We start from the raw sequence: 18188 nt of genomic DNA, 5'->3' as shown, positions 1-18188 counted from the left end.
ACCGGTTTTGCCCCGGTTACATCTAAACTTCGTAACTATCTGATCCTCTTGGAAATTTTTCCAACATGATTGCTGGCCTCTCAGCATCCTGTTTGCGTGCGACTCGCCCGGTTGAAGCACCCGGAATTGCGATCGCTCCGAGTTGCCAGAAGTTCACTTCGTCTACGTCCTGGCAGCGGGGCAGAAATTGACCATTTCAGATCGGTGACGCCGACATAGATCCTGATCGCGTTGGTGCTCATTGAAACGCCTCGGCGCGGTCGCGCACGATCGCCTTCACTCGCTCCGCCGCTGTTTGAGCAGCATCAGCCCGTTCGAGAAACGACGGCAGAGCCAGCGTAGGCACTGCCTTGCGCAGGGCAGCGGCGATCGAACCTGTCGCTTCTTCCGCGCGAGCGACCGGCAGCTCGATCGTGCGCGCCAGGGTTAGGAAGTCCTGCCGCGTAAGCCGGTCGTCTTTACCGTTGAGCTTCAGCGCCATACGATCTCCACCAAGCCCCGGAAAGACACGGGTTGTAACAGCGTCGTAGAGGGGCGCGAACCGCACGGTGTCGAACCGCTTCGAGCCGGACTCTGCAATCTTGAGGAGCGCCAGATTTTTGAGATGCATGTCTCCGTCGGCGATTAGCCACGCGAAAAACGCCCGACGGAACAAGGTCTCGGTATCGGCGGCAGGATCGGTTGAAAGCGGCCGCAAACCCCGCGCCATTCGCTCGATCGTGCCGTCGTATTTGGCGGAGGCCGGCAGATCGAGAACCGAACAGAAATCCTCGAGCGCCAGGAAGCGTCGATCATCAGGCCCGCGTCGCACGTCGAACCGCTCGACGACCAATGCGGGCGACATCCCATCCGGCATGTCGACAAGCGCGGCGGCCGGAACCTCGAAGCCCGCTGCGCGACCAAGTTCAAGACAGAGCCATTCGACGACCGGCAGCATTTCGAAGCCTGCGGTTCCGGCCGGCTTAAGAATGTGAGTAAACGGCAGGTTGATCGCCGGCACTAAGGCACCATCCGATGCCAAATTCATTGGCGCCTTGATCTGGACACCCGATAGTCTGGGCGTTTCCGCGCGAGCAAACAGCTGAGCCAAGTTGTGCTCGAACGTTTCCTCCATCTCGCCTCGCGACGGGCCGACGTATCGACCAACGAAGCGCCCATCGTCGATGAACGCCACCAGCTCAGTGTCGATTTCGTCCCGCGGCAGGGCATTAAGCTCAGCTTGGCTCTCGACGACCGCGATATTTGACATGTAGCGTTTGCCACGTCGCAGCGCTTCGCGTTCATCCCGCTGATGAAGCACTTGCGCGAGCCATCCTTCTGGGAGGAGCGACTCGATGAAGGCCGGCAGCTTGCCTGGTGCAGTCTGTCGAAGGAGCGGCGGGCCGCTGCGCCTCACAGGCTTCCAGCGCCACTCGAATCCATCGTGGATTAGACGACCGAGGGAATTCCCATGCCATGCCACAAGGAGATCCAGCGCCGCCTTGTTAACAGGGCCCTTGGCCGCCGACGGGCGCGCAATCAGATAACGCCCAGCGCCCTCCCCTTCGCGGTACCATCCGTTCTCGCGAGCCAACGCCCAGACCGCGTCAGAGGCCATCTGTGGCGAGCCGTATTCCTCTATGAGTCTTGCCGCCATCTCGGCGCGCATCGGTTCCGTGATGGCGCTGGCATGCTCGCTTCGCAAGCGAAACGCTTCCAGGAAGCGTTGGCGCGGCGAGGAAACGTCAACTCGCAACTCGCCGAGCTCGTCCCCTACAACCGCGGAGGCAATCGAAGGATGGGGCGGGGCTTCGTTCTGGATTATTTCGAGCGTCCGTAACCGGGTTCGTTGGTTGCGCCGACCGCTAACGAACAGGCGGCCGTCAGGTGTGGGAGCGAGAAGTTGGGCAGAAGCCGACGACAGATAAGCAGTAGGATAGAGATAGCGTGCAATGCGCACGGCATGGTCCAGCACGGCTTGCTCGATGTCTTCGCCCGACCGGGCATAAACTCCGCGGACGAGCGGGACGAGCTCCCCTGCCGCCGCTAATGCATGCGCGCGTCTCTTATCTATCGTCTCTCCGACCAGCGATATGGGCACAGACTTTCTCGCATTTCAGACGCGCGAAAGTCCTTCAGAAACGGTCAAAAGTAAAGGACTTTCATGCGTCTGAAATGCGAGAAAGTCATGCCTGTCTATTGGCATCGTCGGCCTGCTCACTTCGCTCTCGACCTGCTTGCTGCCGATGGCCTGCGATGCGATCGAGCACTGGGACCCGCCGAATGAGGGCGTGCGCCGAGGGGAAGCGATGAGTCCGGCAATGGGTCATGCCTCCTGCACTGCGCACTTTTCCGCAGATCACAATGATCTATCCTCGGCCGGGGCGGCCGCTAACGCCGGGAACAGCGAAAGCGATGCGACTTCGTATTTCGTGGATGCGTTGTTCCGCTCGACCGATCCTTCCGAGCTGGCGGCTCCGGGCGCGGAGGGCGATGCGGCGGCAGCCGCGCAAGCCTCTCGCATCCTCACTACAAGCGCGGCTTCCGCCGGACTCCATTTCCCGCCGCGCTCCCTTGTTATTGTGCAGTGCAGCAACGATATTGCTGCACGTGCGTTACACAGATTGCCGAGCGCGGGCAGGATCGCGGCATCGCCGACTATTGATCGACACGGGCGCGACAGGCGCGCCCATCATCGGCCGGCTGGTGGACAAGGGCCTTCAGAACGAACTGACCGGCGAGGCATACGCCGTGATTGACGGCACCGACGGCCGCGCGCACCATGTCCGCTTCCGCGCGTCGAGGCGTTCGAGCACGCGCCGCCCATCGGCTGCATCGTCGAGGTCCGCCGATTCGGCGCGCCAGACGATATGCCTGCGATGCGCCCGAGATGAAAGCATTCGGGAGGGTGTACACCGTCACCAGTTGCGCTAGCGTTCCTCCAATTAATCCAACCGCTAGTGCGGCGCGCCACCCGAAGCGGGCCTCCGCAGCCTGACCGACGCTAGCGATCACGAGTGCGTTGAACAGCATATGTAGGAATTTAACGTGCAGCCACTGTGATGCCAGCAGCCTCCAAGTTTGAGCGACAGAGAAATCCTCTCCCTTTATTGCCCCAAACCCCACAAGGTCCTGCGAACTCTGCTGCGGCTGTCCCAAGCTGGTCGCGACAACAACCCAGGCCAAAACGACACTAGTCGCCCAGATCCATGACGCGGGGACCTTCTGCTTACTCAAGGGCATCAACGTCAACCTGAATCACGGCTGGAACACTCAAATCCCTGGCATGTGACGCGCCACAATTACGCGAATAGCAGCTGGCTGACTTGGAGCTGCCGTTCGGCACACGAAAGATCCACGACGTCTCTGCGTCGAGGAACTCATCTATTGGTCGATGACCTGAACCTGGTATCATCAAGATGTAGTGGATTCTCGAAAATCGCTGAATGGATGCGAAGCCGCACCGACTTGTGGATTGTCGGCACCAGCCCTTGTCCCACTAAGGTGACCAAGCTCTCTTCTACCCCCTCAGCTCTGCTGAACGGCCGAGACACAGACCGGTTCTCTAGGGTTTGGGCCAGCACTCTCTTCCTGAAACGAGCGCTGCGTTCAGCCATCGGTAGCGTGTGCCGCGATGTAGCGGTCGAGAGCGCTCGCTGCGTTTAGCATGTGCGCGCGCATTCGACGCGCGGCTTCCTCGCCATCGCCCTGCGAGATGGCCTCCATCAAGCGATTGTGTTCGTCGCGCGAGCGGAAAATACGGTCGTCCTGCCGGAGCTGCGTCCTGCGGAAAGCACTGAGCCTGGTGCGGACGGCGATCGCCTGGTCGGCAAGAAAGCTGTTATGGGTGGCGCGGTAAATGCTCTCGTGGAACTCGCGATTGAATGCGTCATATGCGTCATAGTCTCCGGCCTCGACCATCGCCTTCGAGGCGTCGTGCAGCTTCAGGAGATGGCTACGCTCGAGCGGCGTCATGCGATAGGTCGCGAGACGCACGCACATGGCCTCGATCTCGGCCATCGTCTCGAACATGTCCATGATGCGCTCAGCCGTCATGCGGGTGACGACGACCCCGCGGCGCGGGCGCATTTCAACCAGCCCGCTCACTGCAAGCTGACGCAGCGCCTCGCGAACCGGCGTGCGCGAGGCGCCGAAGCGATCGGCGAGTTGCTGTTCGTCGAGCGCGGTCCCGGCGGTAAGCACGCCCGCGGCGATCTCGTCGGTAAGTGCGTTGCGGATACGGTCGGACAGCAGCGCCCGCTCTTCCACGATCACTTCATCCATTTCCGTCAGCGTTGCCATAGCTCAGGTTCCCGTGGTTCATTACCCGTTAATAGAGGATGGAGGGGCGTGACCAGGAAGTGCCGGAAGTGGCTGGTAACGCGCCGTACGGCACGAGACGGTCGAATGCGGCCAGACCGCTGCGAAGAATTCTGGGGAATACAGAACCAAGAGATCGTCTCCTCGATAGGCTAAAGCCATCCTTGAATCGGAGGAAGGCGGGTCCGTCTGAACGCACCGTATTATAGGGCACTCATTCAGAGGCGAGTCGATTTCCGCAGGCTCCAACCCCGCTATCAGACGGTGCCCGGTATGACGAAAACCAGCCAGGCGGCGACGGGTCCGATGATTGCGATCAGCGCGCTGTAGACGAGCAGCTTGCGCAGCACGCTTTCACGCTCGGCCTCGGGAGCATTGGCCACCACGAGGGCACCGTTGGTTGAGAACGGGCTGGTGTCGACGATCGTGGTCGAGACCGCGATGGCAGCCACTACGCCGATGGCACTAATCTGCCCCTGCAAGAGGAACGGCACGGCGAGCGGTATAATCGCGCCCAGCAGCGCCGTCGAAGAGGCGAAAGCCGAAACGATCGCACCGGTGAAGCACAAGAGCAGAGCGGCCAGCAGAGGCATGCCGAGGCTTGATATGCTCGATCCGACGAAGTCCACGGCACCGGCTTTCTGCAGCACGCCGACATAGGTGATGACGCCGGCGATCAGCAGCACCGTTGACCAACTGACCTTGTCGATTGCGCCTTTCTGCGCCTTGGGCGAGAGCAGCGCTAAGACAACCGCGACCGTCATTGCGACGAGCCCAACATTGAACTTGAAGACAAGCGCACCGATCGCGAGTGCGGTCAGGCCGACAAGCGTGGTCAAGCGTTCCCTGGTCAGCCCCTCTTCGGAGGGAATCGCCGCGCCGGTCGGAGAAACCGCGCTGCGGTGGTAGGCCGGCGAGGCCGGCGTCCCGCCATGCCCGACGATGGATCGGGAAGCTCCGGCGACATGTGTGTCTGGGTCGGGACCTGAGGCGGCGGCGTGGTCGCGCAGGCTCGTCCAGCCACCGTAGACGAAAAACACGACAACTGCGATCGCGAGGTTGAAAAACAGGCTCGCCAGAAACAGGCTCGTCGGGCCGTACGGCAGACCGGCCTTATCGACGATCTGGTTGGTGATGCCGCCATAGACGCTGATCGGCGAAAAGCCACCGCCCTGGGCGCCGTGAATGACCATCAGGCCCATCATGACGGGGCTGATGTGATACTGCACCGCAAACCGCAAGGCTACGGGGGCGAGGATGGCGACAGCGGCGGGACCGAGTGCACCGAAGCCTGTCAGGATCGCGGCGACAAGGAACATGACCCACGGAATCCACGCCATGTGCCCGCGTACGAGCTTGACCGCACGTTCCACCAGCCAGTCGATCGTGCCGTTGTTCTGGGCGATGGCAAACAGATAGGTGATACCGACGAGGGTGACGAAGAGATCACCGGGAAACCCTTCGAAGATGGGGCCAGGCGTCAGCCCCATGACTAGCGAGCCGACGATGAACGCGGCGGCGAAGGCCAGCACGCCCATATTGATTGGCAGGATCGTCGCGACGACGAACATCCCAACCAGCACCAGTATGGATAGAACTTCAATATTCATGGCAATTCCTCCCTGTTCGGCGCGCCGCCGGCGGGCCGATCTAATTGTCGTGGCGTGGCATCCGTCCCTCCCGCTACGCCCCTCTTCCGATCTCCAGCTTCGCCGTCATGAGCCGCGATGTAGCGGTCGATGGCGTTCTCTGCGTTCAGGCATGTGCTTTTAGCCGGGACGTGCGCATACCCCTTCGTGTAAAATTCCCTTATATGTTTTCTTGCATCTGACAATTTGGCTATTATGTATGCACAAAGCTGAGTTACACGCAATAGTGCATACAATAATCGCTGAAGGCCCTAGCGGAGCGGAGAAGGTCGATGAAAGAGTGGGCAAGACAGAAGGCCGCACGAAAGGCCCGCATCGAGGCAGGATCGCGACACGCTCGCGGCAAGGCCGTCGCAGTCACAGACCTGCAGGACTTCCTGGAAGCGGTGCTGCAGCCGGGCGACCGGGTCTGTCTAGAGGGCGACAATCAGAAGCAGGCCGACATTCTCGCCGCCGCCCTTGCCGATGTCGATCCGGCGAAGATCCACGATTTGCACATGGTGCAGTCGGGCGTGGTGCTGCCCGAGCATCTCGACATCTTCGAAAAGGGCATCGCCCGCCGGCTCGACTATTCCTATTCCGGCCCGCAGGCGGCACGGATCGCGCGAATGCTCTTTGGCGGCCAGATCGAGCTCGGCGCGGTTCACACCTATCTGGAATTGTTTGCCCGCTATTTCGTCGACCTGACCCCAAACATTGCGTTGATCGCGGCGGTGAGCGCGGACGCCGACGGCAATCTCTATACGGGGCCCAACACCGAGGATACGCCGACGATCGTCGAGGCAACGAGTTTCAAGGGCGGCCTGGTTGTCGCGCAAGTGAAGGAGATCGTCGACAAGGTGCCGCGCGTCGACATCCCTGGCGACCAGGTCCATTTCGTCGTGGCGGCGGGCAAGCCCTTCTACGTCGAGCCACTTTTCACCCGCGATCCGGCGGCCATCACCGAAACCCAGATTTTGACGGCGATGCTCGCGATCAAGGGCCTCTATGCCCCCTACGGCATTCGCCGGCTCAACCATGGCATCGGCTTCAACACCGCGGCAATCGAACTCCTGCTCCCCACCTATGGCGAGAAGCTGGGCTTGAGGGGCAAGGTTTGCACCCATTGGGCGCTCAATCCCCATCCCACGCTGATCCCCGCGATCGAGGCAGGTTGGGTCGAGCAGGTCCACTGCTTCGGCTCGGAGGTGGGCATGGAGGATTACATCCGAGCACGCTCCGATATCTTCTTCACCGGGCCCGACGGGTCTCTTCGTTCGAACCGCGCCTTCTGCCAGACGGCGGGGCTCTACTCATGCGACATGTTCATCGGCTCGACCTTGCAGATCGACCTTCAGGGCCACAGCTCTACGGTGACCGCGAGCCGCATCGCGGGCTTCGGCGGCGCGCCCAACATGGGGTCCGACCCGCGCGGGCGACGACACCCGAGCGAACCCTGGTTAAAGGCCGGCGCCGAGGCGAACCCTGACACGCCCGCCCACATGCGACGCGGCCGCAAGCTTGTCGTCCAGATCGGGGAGACCTTCGGCGACAAGAATGTGCCGCTCTTCGTCGAGAGGCTGGAGGCGCTGACGCTCGCCGAGAAGCTCAAACTCGATTTGGCACCCATCATGGTTTACGGGGACGACGTCACCCACATCGTCACCGAAGAGGGGATCGCCAACCTTCTCCTCTGCCGCGACCGGGACGAGCGCGAGCAGGCGATCCGCGGGGTGGCGGGCTATACAGACATCGGCCGCGGCCGGGATGCGAAGATGGTCCAGCAACTGCGCGAGCGGGGCGCAATCCGTCGGCCAGAAGACCTCGGCATCGATCCGCTGGATGCGGACCGCAGATTGCTCGCGGCGCGGTCAATCAAGGACCTGATGCTCGCCTCGGGCGCGCTCTACGCTCCGCCCCCCCAATTCCGCAACTGGTGAGAAGGAAGCTGCAATGGAAACCCTGAGTTATCGCCACAGAGCGCAGCAGCGGATGGCCGGGTCCAAATCGATGGCTATCATCGGCGTGGTGGCATCCGGCAATCTGGAAGTGCTGGCTGAGCGTGTATTGCCCGATACCGAGTGCCAAGTGGATATCAGCACTGCGGCTGAAGGATTTGGCGCGGTGTGGGAGGCGGTGGTTGCCGACTTCGTCGAGCGAAGCTCCCCTGGCGGCCTGAAGTTTTCCATAAACGACGGCGGCGCGCGTCCGGACACGGTGGCCCTGCGCCTGGCACAGGCAGTCCGTTTGATCGAGGAGAATGACCGATGAGCGCTCTGCTGACCGAGACCGAGGATAAGCCGCAGACTGCATGGGATGATGCGGCGAGCTGGTATGAAGCATCAGCGCGACAGCGGGTTCGGTCGCTGCTCGACGCAGGCAGCTTCAAGGAGTTCATCGGTCCGGAGCAGCGTGAGGTCAGCCCGCACCTTCGGGTGTTTGAACTCCCTGAGCAGTTTGACGACGGCATGATTGTGGGGCGTGGCCGGCTCAGCGGCGAACCGGCGTTCATCGCCGCCCAGGAGGGGCGTTTCATGGGCGGCGCCTTCGGCGAGGTTCACGGCGCCAAGCTGACCGGCCTTCTGCGCGCCGCGCGGTACGTCAAGTCGATCCCGGTGCTGATCCTGTTCGATACCGGCGGCGTACGCCTGCAGGAGGCCAATGCCGGCGAATTGGCCATCGCCGAGATCATGCGCGCGCTGATCGAAGCGCGGATGGCGGGCGTGAAGGTTGTCGGTCTAATCGGCGGCCGGGCGGGCTGCTATGGTGGCGGCGGCCTCATTGCCGGCTGTTGCTCGGCGCTGGCCGTTTCCGAGCAAGGCCGCATCAGTGTTTCCGGCCCCGAAGTCATCGAGACGAACCGGGGTGTTGAGGAGTTCGACTCCAAGGACCGCGCGCTGGTATGGCGCACAATGGGTGGCAAGCACCGGCGATTGCTCGGCGGCGCCGATGCCTTCACCTCCGACACGATACAGAGCTTCCGTGACATCGCGCTCCATCTGATCAGGTCCGCGCCGGGTTTCGGCATGGACGTGCTGAAAGCCGAGCAGGCCCGCCTGGGGGAGCGGCTGGAACGCTTCAGCTCCTGCGCCGACGCCTTGGACATCTGGAAGGCCGAGGGCGTTCCCGACGCCGAAGCCGTGCCCGCCATGCCTGCCGAAGATTTTATCGCCGTCGCCAACAAGGTTCGGGAGCCGCGCTATGACGCTCGATGACATTCTCGCCTCCCTCTTTCTGGAGGGCCATGACATCAGGAACAACGACGGTTTGTTGTTGGGGTCGGGGCCGCTGAAGGGTGGCGGCCGTGCGGAGGTGATCGGCGTTGCCGACCGGACCGCGGTCGGCGTCGACGACGCGATCCGTCTGTCCGGCCAGGTGCTGGCTGCTTTGGAACGCGGCGGCGACGGCCCAATCCTTGTCCTGGTCGATAGCGACAGCCAGCGAATGAGCAAGCGCGACGAGCTTCTGGGGCTGAACGAGTTCCTGGCGCATCTCGCCAAGTGCCTGATCTACGCCGACATGCAGGGCCGCCACACGGTGGGTCTGCTCTACGGTCACACCGCCGCCGGCGCCTTCATCGCCACGGCGCTGGCAACCCGCACCCTGGTGGCACTGCCTGGTGCGGAGCCGGAGGTGATGGATCTGCCATCCATGTCCAAGGTTACAAAACTCTCCATCGAAGTCCTCAAGGAAAAGGCCAAGTCAACACCGGTTTTCGCTCCGGGGTTGGACAACCTGGCTCAAACCGGCGCAGTGCTGGCCACGTGGGACGAGAAGATCTCCCTTGCCGACCAGTTGCAGGCCTTGCTTGGCAACGACAGGCAAGGCGGAGATCAGCGCGACCGCCTCGGCAAAGCTCGAGGGGGACGGCCCAAGGCAGCCGATATGGCGGAGCGCGTCTATGACCTCGCTCTCCAGCCAGAATGACCACAAGCCACGCCGCCACGATCTGATCTTTGTTTCGCCGGAGGTGTGGCGGTCCGTGTTGCAGACGCGTGACGATCTGGCCGGAGAATCGCTGGTCGCCGGCTGGGTCGATTGCGGCTGGCCCCTTATCACCCGTCGCCCCCTGCCCGATGAGGCAGACGGGCTGCCCTTGGGTTTGCCCCTGCCGCCGTCTGCCGGCAAACGGCGGCTTTCGGTCATCATGCGGACTGACGATATTGTCTCGACCGCACCGCCGCTCTCGTTGAGCGCCGCGGTTAGCGCAGCGCCGAGGACGTGGCTGGACACGCTGGACAAGGTGGAGCGGCTGGCTTCGCAGCACGGCGTGGAGGCGCGGGTCTTCGGCAGTCTGGCGTGGCGCAATCTGACGGGGCTCGAATATCTATCACCCGGCTCTGATCTCGATCTTCTACTGCCGCTTCCTCGAACCGGTCTCGCCCGGCTGACCGCCGGCCTCGCCGCGATCGAAGCTCAAGCTCCCATGCGCTTGGACGGCGAATTGGTGCGCGATGACGGCGCGGCCGTGAACTGGCGCGAACTCCACTCAGGCGCGCGCGAGGTGTTGGTCAAGACCACAAGCGGAGTCACTTTGTGCGAGGCGAACGACTTCCTCGGCGGTGGGATTCGGGCATGACGACTGCTCTCGCCCTGCGCTCGCAGCGAGACCGCGCCTCCGCGGTCAGCTTGGCGAGCGGCGACGAGGCGGAGACGATCGCCGCCATCGCTACCCGCTGCCTTCTACTCGAGATCGAGACCTGGCCCAAGCCCGGGCTGGTCAGCCATGTCGACGCCGGGAGCCATGCGGACATGGACGCCGACACATTCCGCCGCAGCGCCGCCGCGATCCAGCCCGACCTCCTCGCTCTGGCCGAGTCCGGCGCCCAGGGCAGCGCCATGGGACGCCTCAGGATCATAGGTCTTGAAGCCGAGGCCGCGATGTTCGCCGCGACCGGGGGCGTCAACACGCACCGCGGCGCCATCTTCGGGTTGGGCCTGCTCTGCGCTGCGGCTGGCGCCAAGGCGAGCGGGCGAGCCGATCGCACGACGCCGCTTGGTGCCGTCGTGACGCGCCTGTGGGGCCGCGATATCCTGGACGGGCCCGTACTGCTGCACAGCCATGGTGGAGAGGCGCGCCGATGCTATGGGGCGGGCGGCGCCCGAATAGAGGCCGCTCACGGTTTCCCGAGCGTCTACGAGATTGGCTTGCCCGCCCTACACAGGGGCGAACAGATCGCGCCCGGCGATGCCGAAGCGGCTCGCGTGCAGGCCTGTTTCGCCCTGATCGCCGCCCTTGAGGACACCAACCTGCTTCATCGGGGCGGCCTGTCCGGCCTCCATTACGCCCAACGCGCCGCCCGCGGTTTTCTTGATGATGGTGGCGTCGGCACGCGCGACTGGCGCGAGCGGGCCCAGATCGTGCACCAGGCCTTCGTCGCCCGCCGGCTCAGTCCTGGTGGTTCGGCCGATCTCCTGGCCATGACGCTTTTCGTTGAGGCCTGCGAAGGGGCATCGCTCTGATGGCCAATACGATCCTGCTCGCGCTGGCCCCGATCTTCTTCGTATTGGCGCTCGGGTATGGAGCTGGACGGCTGCGCATGGTCGACAACCAGCAGGTCGACAGCCTCAATGCCCTTGTCATGAATTTTGCCTTGCCGGCGTCCCTGTTCGCCGCAACCGCATCGGCTCCGCGCAGCCAACTGTTTGCCCAGGCTCCACTCTTCCTGATCCTCGGCGCAGTCATGCTGGTGTTGTTTCTTGCGTGGTATTTTCTTCAGGTCCGCCTCGGGAAGGGCGGCAAGGCAGAAGCGTCCCTTCAGGGTCTGACCATCGCGTTTCCAAACCTCGCAGGGGTCGGGTTACCGATCCTGGCCGACGTGCTCGGGCCTTCCGGAACCGTTCCCCTGGCGGTCGCATTGGCGAGCGGCTCCATCATCGTCAGCCCGCTTTCGCTCATCATCGTCGAACTCAGTCGAAAGCAAGACGGTGCTGCTGAGGCACCGACCGCGCGGATGCTCGGCTCGCTCCGGCGCGCGCTGACAAAGCCCGTCGTTCTGGCTCCCGCGCTCGGCATCCTGTTCTCGCTGTGCGGGTTCAAATCCGGCGCCGTCGCCGAGGCTTGCCTCATGCTGATCGGTCACTCCGCTCCCGGCGTGGCGCTGTTCCTGACCGGCCTGATCCTCTCTGCCCAGCCATTCCGGCTCGACTGGAAGGTCGTGAGCGCGACCTGGATAGCCGACATCATCCGGCCGTTGCTGACGGCTGCCGTCGTATTCCTCCTCCCGGTCTCGACGGAGACCGGCAAGGTCGCTATCCTGCTTGCCGCCATGCCGTCGGGGTTTTTCGGCATCCTGTTCGCCGTGAACTATCGCCTCGACTCGGCGACGATGGGATCCATGGTCGCCGCCAGCACGGTGTTGAGCATCGTGACGATGGCAATCGCCATCGCCGTGCTCTTCCCGCATTGAGGCGTCTGCCATGACCCTCGCGATCTTGTGCTCCGGACAGGGGCCGCAGCACCCGAATATGTTTGCTCTGACCGGCAACGCGCCGGAAGCCGCGGACCTCTTTGCGCACGCCGCGGCATTGCTCGGCGGACAGGACCCGCGCGAGATGATCCAAACCGATACGAACGCCGCTGTGCATCAGAACCGTGTCGGACAAATTCTGTGTACCGTGCAGGCGCTGGCCGCGGCGGCGACCCTGCGCGCGGCGTGGCCCCGCAGGTTGATCATCGCAGGCTATAGCGTGGGCGAAGTGGCGGCCTGGGGCGTCGCAGGCCTCGTTGAGGCGACCGTCGCCCTCGACCTCGTGGCGCGCCGCGCGGAAGCCATGGACGCGGCTAGCGCGGTCGGCGATGGACTCTTGTTCATCCGAGGCCTCTCCCGCAACACCGTGGATGCATTGTGCAAGCACCACAATGCAGCGGTCGCCATCGTCAATCCCGGTGATGCCTACATCCTCGGCGGGGCGGGCGAAGCGCTGGACGCCCTGGCCGCGGATGCGAAGGGGATGGGCGCGGCCCGCATCGTCCGGGTGGCGGTGAACGTGGCCTCTCACACCGCCCGCCTAGCCGCCGCCTCGGTGGAGTTCCGCAAGGTGTTGGACGAAACCCCGATCAAGCGTAGGCCGAACATGGGCGTGCGTCTCTTCAGCGGGATCGACGGCACTTCGATGCTCGACATCCCGGCCGGATTGGACAAGCTGGCCGCGCAGATTTCCCACACTGTCCAGTGGGCGGCCTGCCTGGAAGGCTGCATGGAAGCCGGCGCGAGCGGTTTTCTCGAACTCGGTCCCGGCCGCGCGCTCGCAGAAATGGCGGGGAGCACCTATCCTCGCATCCCTGCCCGTGGCATCGAGGATTTTCGCAGCGTCAACGGCGCGCGCTCCTGGCTTGCTGAATTCGGCTAATTTTCCGGCTTTGCAGGTAATTCAATTCATCCGTTCGAGGGCATTGTCAGAAAATGACCCCAACGCAGACGCTCGCCGCCGCGCATTGACTGTCGCATGTTGTGCAGGGTTACGGATGCCGGCCTTCTGTGAGAGGTGGCGTGCGCCGGGGGGTCGGCGTCCGGAAGCCTCCAGGAAACGAACCCGCGGGATGAAGAGCGCGGTTCCGTCTCTATGGGGATTTAGCGTTTGTGCTTGGTCTGCTGCGGTCGAGGTGATGCGGCCGGCGGAGGGGAATGATGATGTTGACGCGCGAGTGAGCCGCACGGGTGCCGCGCATACTGCGACGTGGTGGTTGCAGGGCGGGCGATTTTGGCGTGTTGAGTTGCAGCGTGGCGTGTTGGTGGGCGCCGGCGCACGAAGCCGCGGATCCGGCGACGATGGGGTCCGTCGGCAGGGATGCGCCGTGGTGGTCGGGTTGCCGTCATGGCATTCGGTCTCCGCTTGTAGAGCCAGCTGATGGCGGCGCTCGGGCGTCATTGCCGCGCTCGAAGATTTCGATGACGATCATCCTGCCGCCGCAGCACGGACATGGCGGTCGCCAATCGGTCGGGGCAGCAGCATTGGCATTGCGGGTTGCGCCGCGTTCGGTCTCAGGCTGGGATGCGGCAAGAAGTTCGCGAGCGCGTGCCATGCTGGCCTTGGCGGCGCGCTGGCGAGCAGGCCATAATTGCGGATGCGGTGGAAGCCCTTGGGCAGGATGTGGAGCAGGAAAGGCGGATGAACTCGCCCGGATCGAGCGTCATGGTCCGGTATCGCTCGCTGCAGTTGCGGCGGTAGTCCTTGTAGCGGAACGTCACGCCGGTCTCGTCGAGCGCGATCAGGCGGCTGTTGGAGATCGCGACACGGTGGGTGGTAGCGCGACAGATAGGCCAACACGGCCTGCGGTCCGGCGAAAGGCGGCTTGGCGTTGACGAACCAGTTCTTCCTCCTCAAAGGAGCCAAGAGGGCATTGAACGCCTGCGTTTTGGCGAGATGTGCGCGGTCGCCGAAGAACTGGAGATGGCCGGCAGCATGGGCCTCAGTGAGCTTGGACAGGAGGAGCCGGCGGAACAGCCGACGCGCATGGTCGGTCCGAAGACCGCACGACCGGAGAGACCCTTTTCTCTCCCATATCGCAGAAACAGCGGATGCCTAGCATACCGCAATCCAATGAAAACTATCTGATTATCGAAAACTTCCCGTTGTCGCCCCCGGTACGCGTGGATGCGCTGTCTTGCTGCCGAGGTCGAGGTAGGCGCGATGTAACTTTTCCACGCCTTTGGCGAGTTGATCGACAGACATGGATGCATAGCCGAAGATATATCCGGCTCGCTCATCAAACGGGGATGAGAACAGGCGTGTGACGGGATAGATTCCGATGTCATGGTTTCGAGCGGTTTCAGCAAAACGCTCCTCTTCCCTGGAGCAAATCGTGCCGAACCACACGACGACGTGAAGTCCCGCAGTCGTGCCGACGATCTCGATGTCGTCGGCAAAAGCACGGGTCATTGACGCTAGAAATACAGCGCGTCTTTCGGCGTTCAGCCTCCTCATCCTGCGCACATGCCGCTCATATGCCCCTGTCTCGATCAGCGCCGCGAGAGCCTCTTGCTCGAACGTGGACGTGTGCCGATCGGCGATCCGCTTGCAGTCGATGAAGGCATCGACAAGTGGATGCGGAAGCACGATGTATCCAAGCCTGAGCGTTGGTGACAGGGTCTTCGAGACCGTTCCGACATAGATGACGCGGCCTTGTCCAGACAGATAGAGAGGCGGTATGGGGCCAACGTCGTACCGATACTCGCTGTCGTAATCATCCTCGATGACATAAGCATTTGCCGACGCTGCCCACCCCATCAACGCCTGGCGATGCGCAGCAGGCAACACCCCTCCCAGGGGAAACTGGTGGCTCGGAGTCACGTACGCCACCGCGATGTCGCCAGCCTCGGGCAGCTTCGTGGTGTCCATGCCATGAGCGCCACAGGGCACAGCAATGGTGTTCGCTCCGACTGCGAGCATGACGTTCTTTGCCATGGCATAGCACGGGTCTTCGACCACGACCCTGTCGCCGGGATTGACGAGGACCCGCGCACAGAGGTCGAGCGCCTGTTGCGATCCGTTCACGATAATGATCTGGTCGAGATCGCAACTGATGCCCCTTGAGCGCCAGACGTAGCCCTGCAAAGCCTCTCGCAAGGATCGGCTTCCTGCCGGGCCATCGTATCCCAATCTGTCGCGATGCATGAGGAAGGCGGTGTTCATCGCCTTTCGCCAGGGGGCCTTTGGAAAGTCCGCTGACGCGACATCCCCGTAGCGGAAATCGAACTTGAGCGGCGGCCTCCCGGCAGTGCTGTTCGAGGGCAGAGCCATCGCACGAGTTGCATAGGCTGAAAGTTGGCGGGTGGCCATCGCCGAACGGTCGGCCGGGGCGATCTGGCTCGGCCGCCCTGCGGACGCAACCGACGCTTTCCGTCCCTGCTGTACCCAGACATAACCCTCCGAAATGAGTTGGTCGAATGCGGCGGTCACCGTCGTCCTCGAAACACCCAGTTCTTCCGCAAGCAAGCGACTTGAAGGTAGAGCGTCACCGACACCGTACACTCCGGCCTGGATCTGCTCGAGCAGGGATTGATAAATTCGACGCGTCGCTCCCGTCCTGCGAGAACCCGCCTTATACTGGACCAATGACAATCTCCAAAAGTGGCAGTTTAAATTGGGCCAGTAAACTGCAATATTGGCTTGCAGTCAAGGAAGCGATCGTCACTGGTCGCGTCGCTCATGGATTGCTTGCGCTGAATTAATGGAGTTTCCTGGATGTTTGAGGATCCCATCATCGATGGTCGAATTCAGAATATTGGATCGGGATTTAGAGCCGTAAGCGTCCACGTCGATGCCACTTCAGCTGGAGAAGGACATTTCGATCCTCGATTGCTTGCTGAAGCCTGCGATTGCGTGTTGGCGGGTGGCCCGGCTTGGGCAGAAGCTCATCTGGCGAGTTGGTCCGACGCCTACGTCCTCTTTGGCGCGAAGCCTAACCGCACGCCGTGCTCAGCCCAGGCTCTCAGAAAGCGGGTTCTGAAAGACGGCACCCTTCCGACGATCAACCCAGTCGTCGATCTCTACAACGCCGTCAGCCTGAAATACGCAATCCCGGTGGGCGGAGAGAACCACGACGCCTATGTCGGGAAACCCTTCCTGACGATCGCGGACGGGACTGAGACGTTCGACACTCTGATGAACGGGGAGGCAGTCGACGATCCTCCCCTATTGGGAGAGGTCATCTGGCGCGACGACATTAGCGTCACCTGCAGACGCTGGAACTGGCGACAAGGAACTCGAACCCGCCTGGAGGCCGCAACAGGCCGGATGTGGTTCATATTGGAGGCGTTGGAAACCATGCCCGACGAAGCGCTAGCGGAGGCGACGGATGCCCTGGTCGAAGGGCTGAACGCGTTGATGCCGGGCTGCAGGATCGTCAGCCAAGCTATCGCCATCACCAAATGACGTTTCTGGTCGAGCGATCGCATCCACCGCGCTCAGTCCTGCCTATGCTCCAGGTGAACGCTTTCACAATTTTGGAAGGCATCGAAAGCAAGTTCAAACTGCTCCACTACCCTCCTCCGTTGCTGCCGCTTTACCTCCGAGGCAGATCGGGACAACCTGCCGGTGCGGCAGGTGGAGTGAATGGCCGGGGGAGTCGGCGGCCTGTGCTCCCGTCGTTCCGGAACCGGCAGAGCGTCAGCTTGCCAGCCAGGCCGAACGAATAGTGCCGACCCTTTTGCGGCACCGGGAGCACCGCCATGTCCATTTCAAGACCAGACACGTGGCCGGAGCAGAACCAAATGGACGACAATGCGACTTCGCCGACAGGGGTCACGTCGCGTACTCCTCTAATCCTCAGCGCCGCCATCGCTATTGGGACCTTCATTCTTGACGCAATCACCCCCGCCGAGATCGCGGTCGCCGTGCTGTATGTGGGCGTTGTGCTGCTCTCTGCCTGGTTTCTTCAAAAGCGTGGGCTTGTGCACGTATCGTTGGGATGCATGGCGCTGACGGTGCTCGGCTATTTTCTGTCGCCATCCATGGATTCGGTAACGGTTTCTATTTCGAACCGCGTTCTCAGCCTTGCGGCGATCGGCGTTACAACTTTCCTCGCCGTGCAAGGCCGATCGCGAGAGATGGTGTTGTCCGAGCAGGCCGGACTCCTCGACCTCACCCACGATACGATCTTCGTGCGCGACATGAAGGACGTCATCACCTACTGGAATCGCGGCGCCGAGGAGCTGTATGGGTGGAAAAAAGCGGAGGCTGTCGGCAGGATCTCTCATCAACTCATGCAGACGATCTTCCCGACGCCGCTTGAACGGATCACGGCGGAATTGCTCCGCACGGGCCGCTGGGAAGGAGAACTCGTTCATACGAACAAAGACGGCACGCAGGCAATCGTGGCGAGTCGGTGGTCCCTGCAAAGGGACGCACGGGGCCGGCCGGTCGCGATCCTGGAGACCAACAACGACATCTCCGATCGCAAGCGTGCGGAACAGGCGCTGCGGCAGAGCGAGAACCAGTGGAAGGCGGTGTTCGAGAACAACCCGACCATGTATTTCATGGCGGACGCGGCCGGGATCATCCTCTCCGTAAACGCCTTCGGCGCCGAACAGCTCGGCTACACGGCTGACGAATTGGTCGGAAGCCCCGTGCTGAACGTGTTTTGTGAGCCTGACCGCGAGGATGTCCAGGGGCATTTCGCCCGATGCTTTGCCCAAACCAACCGGACGATCATCTGGGAGGCGCGCAAGGTGCGCAAGGACGGCTCGGTGTTGTGGGTGCGCGAAACAGCCCGGGCCGTGCTGTTGCAGAACCGTCCGATCATCCTGGTCGCCTGCG

The 18188-nt window shown here is 62.6% G+C and carries 14 protein-coding genes and 3 pseudogenes; 11 read left to right on the top strand and 6 right to left on the bottom strand.

All coding sequences use genetic code 11. The features are described from left to right. Positions 1–238: 238 nt before the first annotated feature. Positions 239–2080: a HipA domain-containing protein gene (locus NMG80_RS36630; protein ID WP_254022652.1), complete on the bottom strand. Its 1842-nt coding sequence runs from the start codon at positions 2078–2080 to the stop codon at positions 239–241. A 528-nt stretch (positions 2081–2608) separates the two neighbouring features. On the opposite strand from NMG80_RS36630, the pseudogene NMG80_RS36625 reads away from it, so the two are divergent. After that, positions 2609–2849: pseudogene (locus tag NMG80_RS36625) on the top strand (DUF3363 domain-containing protein); the annotation flags it as partial. Between the two features lie 61 nt (positions 2850–2910). Here the strand turns inward: NMG80_RS36625 and NMG80_RS37620 are convergent. The 3 genes and pseudogenes from NMG80_RS37620 to NMG80_RS36615 form a co-directional block, all read right to left on the bottom strand. Beyond that, positions 2911–3012 (bottom strand): annotated as a pseudogene (locus NMG80_RS37620) (hypothetical protein); the annotation flags it as partial. A gap of 576 nt (positions 3013–3588) precedes the next feature. Next, on the bottom strand, positions 3589–4281 hold the full coding sequence (locus NMG80_RS36620) for a GntR family transcriptional regulator (protein WP_254022651.1): 693 nt from the start codon (positions 4279–4281) through the stop codon (positions 3589–3591). A gap of 275 nt (positions 4282–4556) precedes the next feature. After that, a complete protein-coding gene (locus NMG80_RS36615; protein WP_254022650.1) occupies positions 4557–5909 on the bottom strand; it encodes an SLC13 family permease in 1353 nt (450 codons plus the stop codon). 311 nt (positions 5910–6220) lie between these two features. On the opposite strand from NMG80_RS36615, the gene mdcA reads away from it, so the two are divergent. The 8 genes from mdcA to NMG80_RS36575 are packed head-to-tail and all read left to right on the top strand — an operon-like array spanning position 6221 to position 13280. Continuing rightward, positions 6221–7867, top strand: coding sequence for a malonate decarboxylase subunit alpha (gene mdcA / locus NMG80_RS36610; protein ID WP_254022649.1), 1647 nt, complete (start codon positions 6221–6223; stop codon positions 7865–7867). A gap of 13 nt (positions 7868–7880) precedes the next feature. After that, positions 7881–8198 (top strand): malonate decarboxylase acyl carrier protein, encoded by a 318-nt coding sequence (mdcC, locus tag NMG80_RS36605; protein WP_254022648.1) that lies wholly within the window; start codon positions 7881–7883, stop codon positions 8196–8198. Next, positions 8195–9142, top strand: coding sequence for a biotin-independent malonate decarboxylase subunit beta (locus NMG80_RS36600; RefSeq protein WP_254022647.1), 948 nt, complete (start codon positions 8195–8197; stop codon positions 9140–9142). The genes mdcC and NMG80_RS36600 overlap by 4 nt, the downstream gene beginning before the upstream one ends. Further along, positions 9129–9854, top strand: coding sequence for a biotin-independent malonate decarboxylase subunit gamma (gene mdcE / locus NMG80_RS36595; protein WP_254022646.1), 726 nt, complete (start codon positions 9129–9131; stop codon positions 9852–9854). The genes NMG80_RS36600 and mdcE overlap by 14 nt, the downstream gene beginning before the upstream one ends. Continuing rightward, entirely contained in the window at positions 9829–10506 is a 678-nt protein-coding gene (mdcG, locus tag NMG80_RS36590) for a malonate decarboxylase holo-[acyl-carrier-protein] synthase (protein WP_254022645.1), read from the top strand. The genes mdcE and mdcG overlap by 26 nt, the downstream gene beginning before the upstream one ends. After that, positions 10503–11390: a triphosphoribosyl-dephospho-CoA synthase MdcB gene (gene mdcB / locus NMG80_RS36585; RefSeq protein ID WP_254022644.1), complete on the top strand. Its 888-nt coding sequence runs from the start codon at positions 10503–10505 to the stop codon at positions 11388–11390. Before mdcG ends, mdcB begins: the two co-directional genes overlap by 4 nt. Next, positions 11390–12337, top strand: a complete 948-nt coding sequence (locus tag NMG80_RS36580) for an AEC family transporter (protein WP_367186065.1) — start codon at positions 11390–11392, stop codon at positions 12335–12337. The genes mdcB and NMG80_RS36580 overlap by 1 nt, the downstream gene beginning before the upstream one ends. Positions 12338–12347: 10 nt before the next feature. Then, positions 12348–13280 (top strand): acyltransferase domain-containing protein, encoded by a 933-nt coding sequence (locus NMG80_RS36575; RefSeq protein ID WP_254022643.1) that lies wholly within the window; start codon positions 12348–12350, stop codon positions 13278–13280. Positions 13281–13743: 463 nt separating this feature from the next. On the opposite strand, the pseudogene NMG80_RS36570 reads toward NMG80_RS36575, so the two are convergent. Together NMG80_RS36570 and pdxR are read right to left on the bottom strand one after the other, a co-directional pair. Continuing rightward, positions 13744–14378: pseudogene (locus NMG80_RS36570) on the bottom strand (IS91 family transposase); the annotation flags it as partial. Positions 14379–14486: 108 nt separating this feature from the next. After that, positions 14487–15986 carry a MocR-like pyridoxine biosynthesis transcription factor PdxR gene (gene pdxR / locus NMG80_RS36565; protein WP_254022642.1) on the bottom strand — a complete coding sequence of 500 codons (1500 nt, stop codon included), beginning with the start codon at positions 15984–15986 and terminating at the stop codon, positions 14487–14489. A gap of 129 nt (positions 15987–16115) precedes the next feature. Here pdxR and NMG80_RS36560 point away from each other — a divergent pair, with 129 nt between their 5' ends. Both NMG80_RS36560 and NMG80_RS36555 read left to right on the top strand, forming a co-directional pair. Further along, positions 16116–16805, top strand: coding sequence for a B3/B4 domain-containing protein (locus NMG80_RS36560; protein WP_254022641.1), 690 nt, complete (start codon positions 16116–16118; stop codon positions 16803–16805). Between the two features lie 338 nt (positions 16806–17143). Beyond that, positions 17144–18188, top strand: a 1045-nt coding sequence (locus tag NMG80_RS36555) for a PAS domain-containing protein (protein WP_254022640.1), incomplete at its 3' end; no start/stop codon positions are given.

This window comes from Mesorhizobium escarrei, assembly GCF_935825525.1.
GTDB classification, from domain to species: Bacteria; Pseudomonadota; Alphaproteobacteria; order Rhizobiales; family Rhizobiaceae; genus Mesorhizobium; species Mesorhizobium escarrei.
Note: the sequence above shows the minus strand (reverse complement) of the source record. Positions and strands in the feature narration are given on the sequence as shown.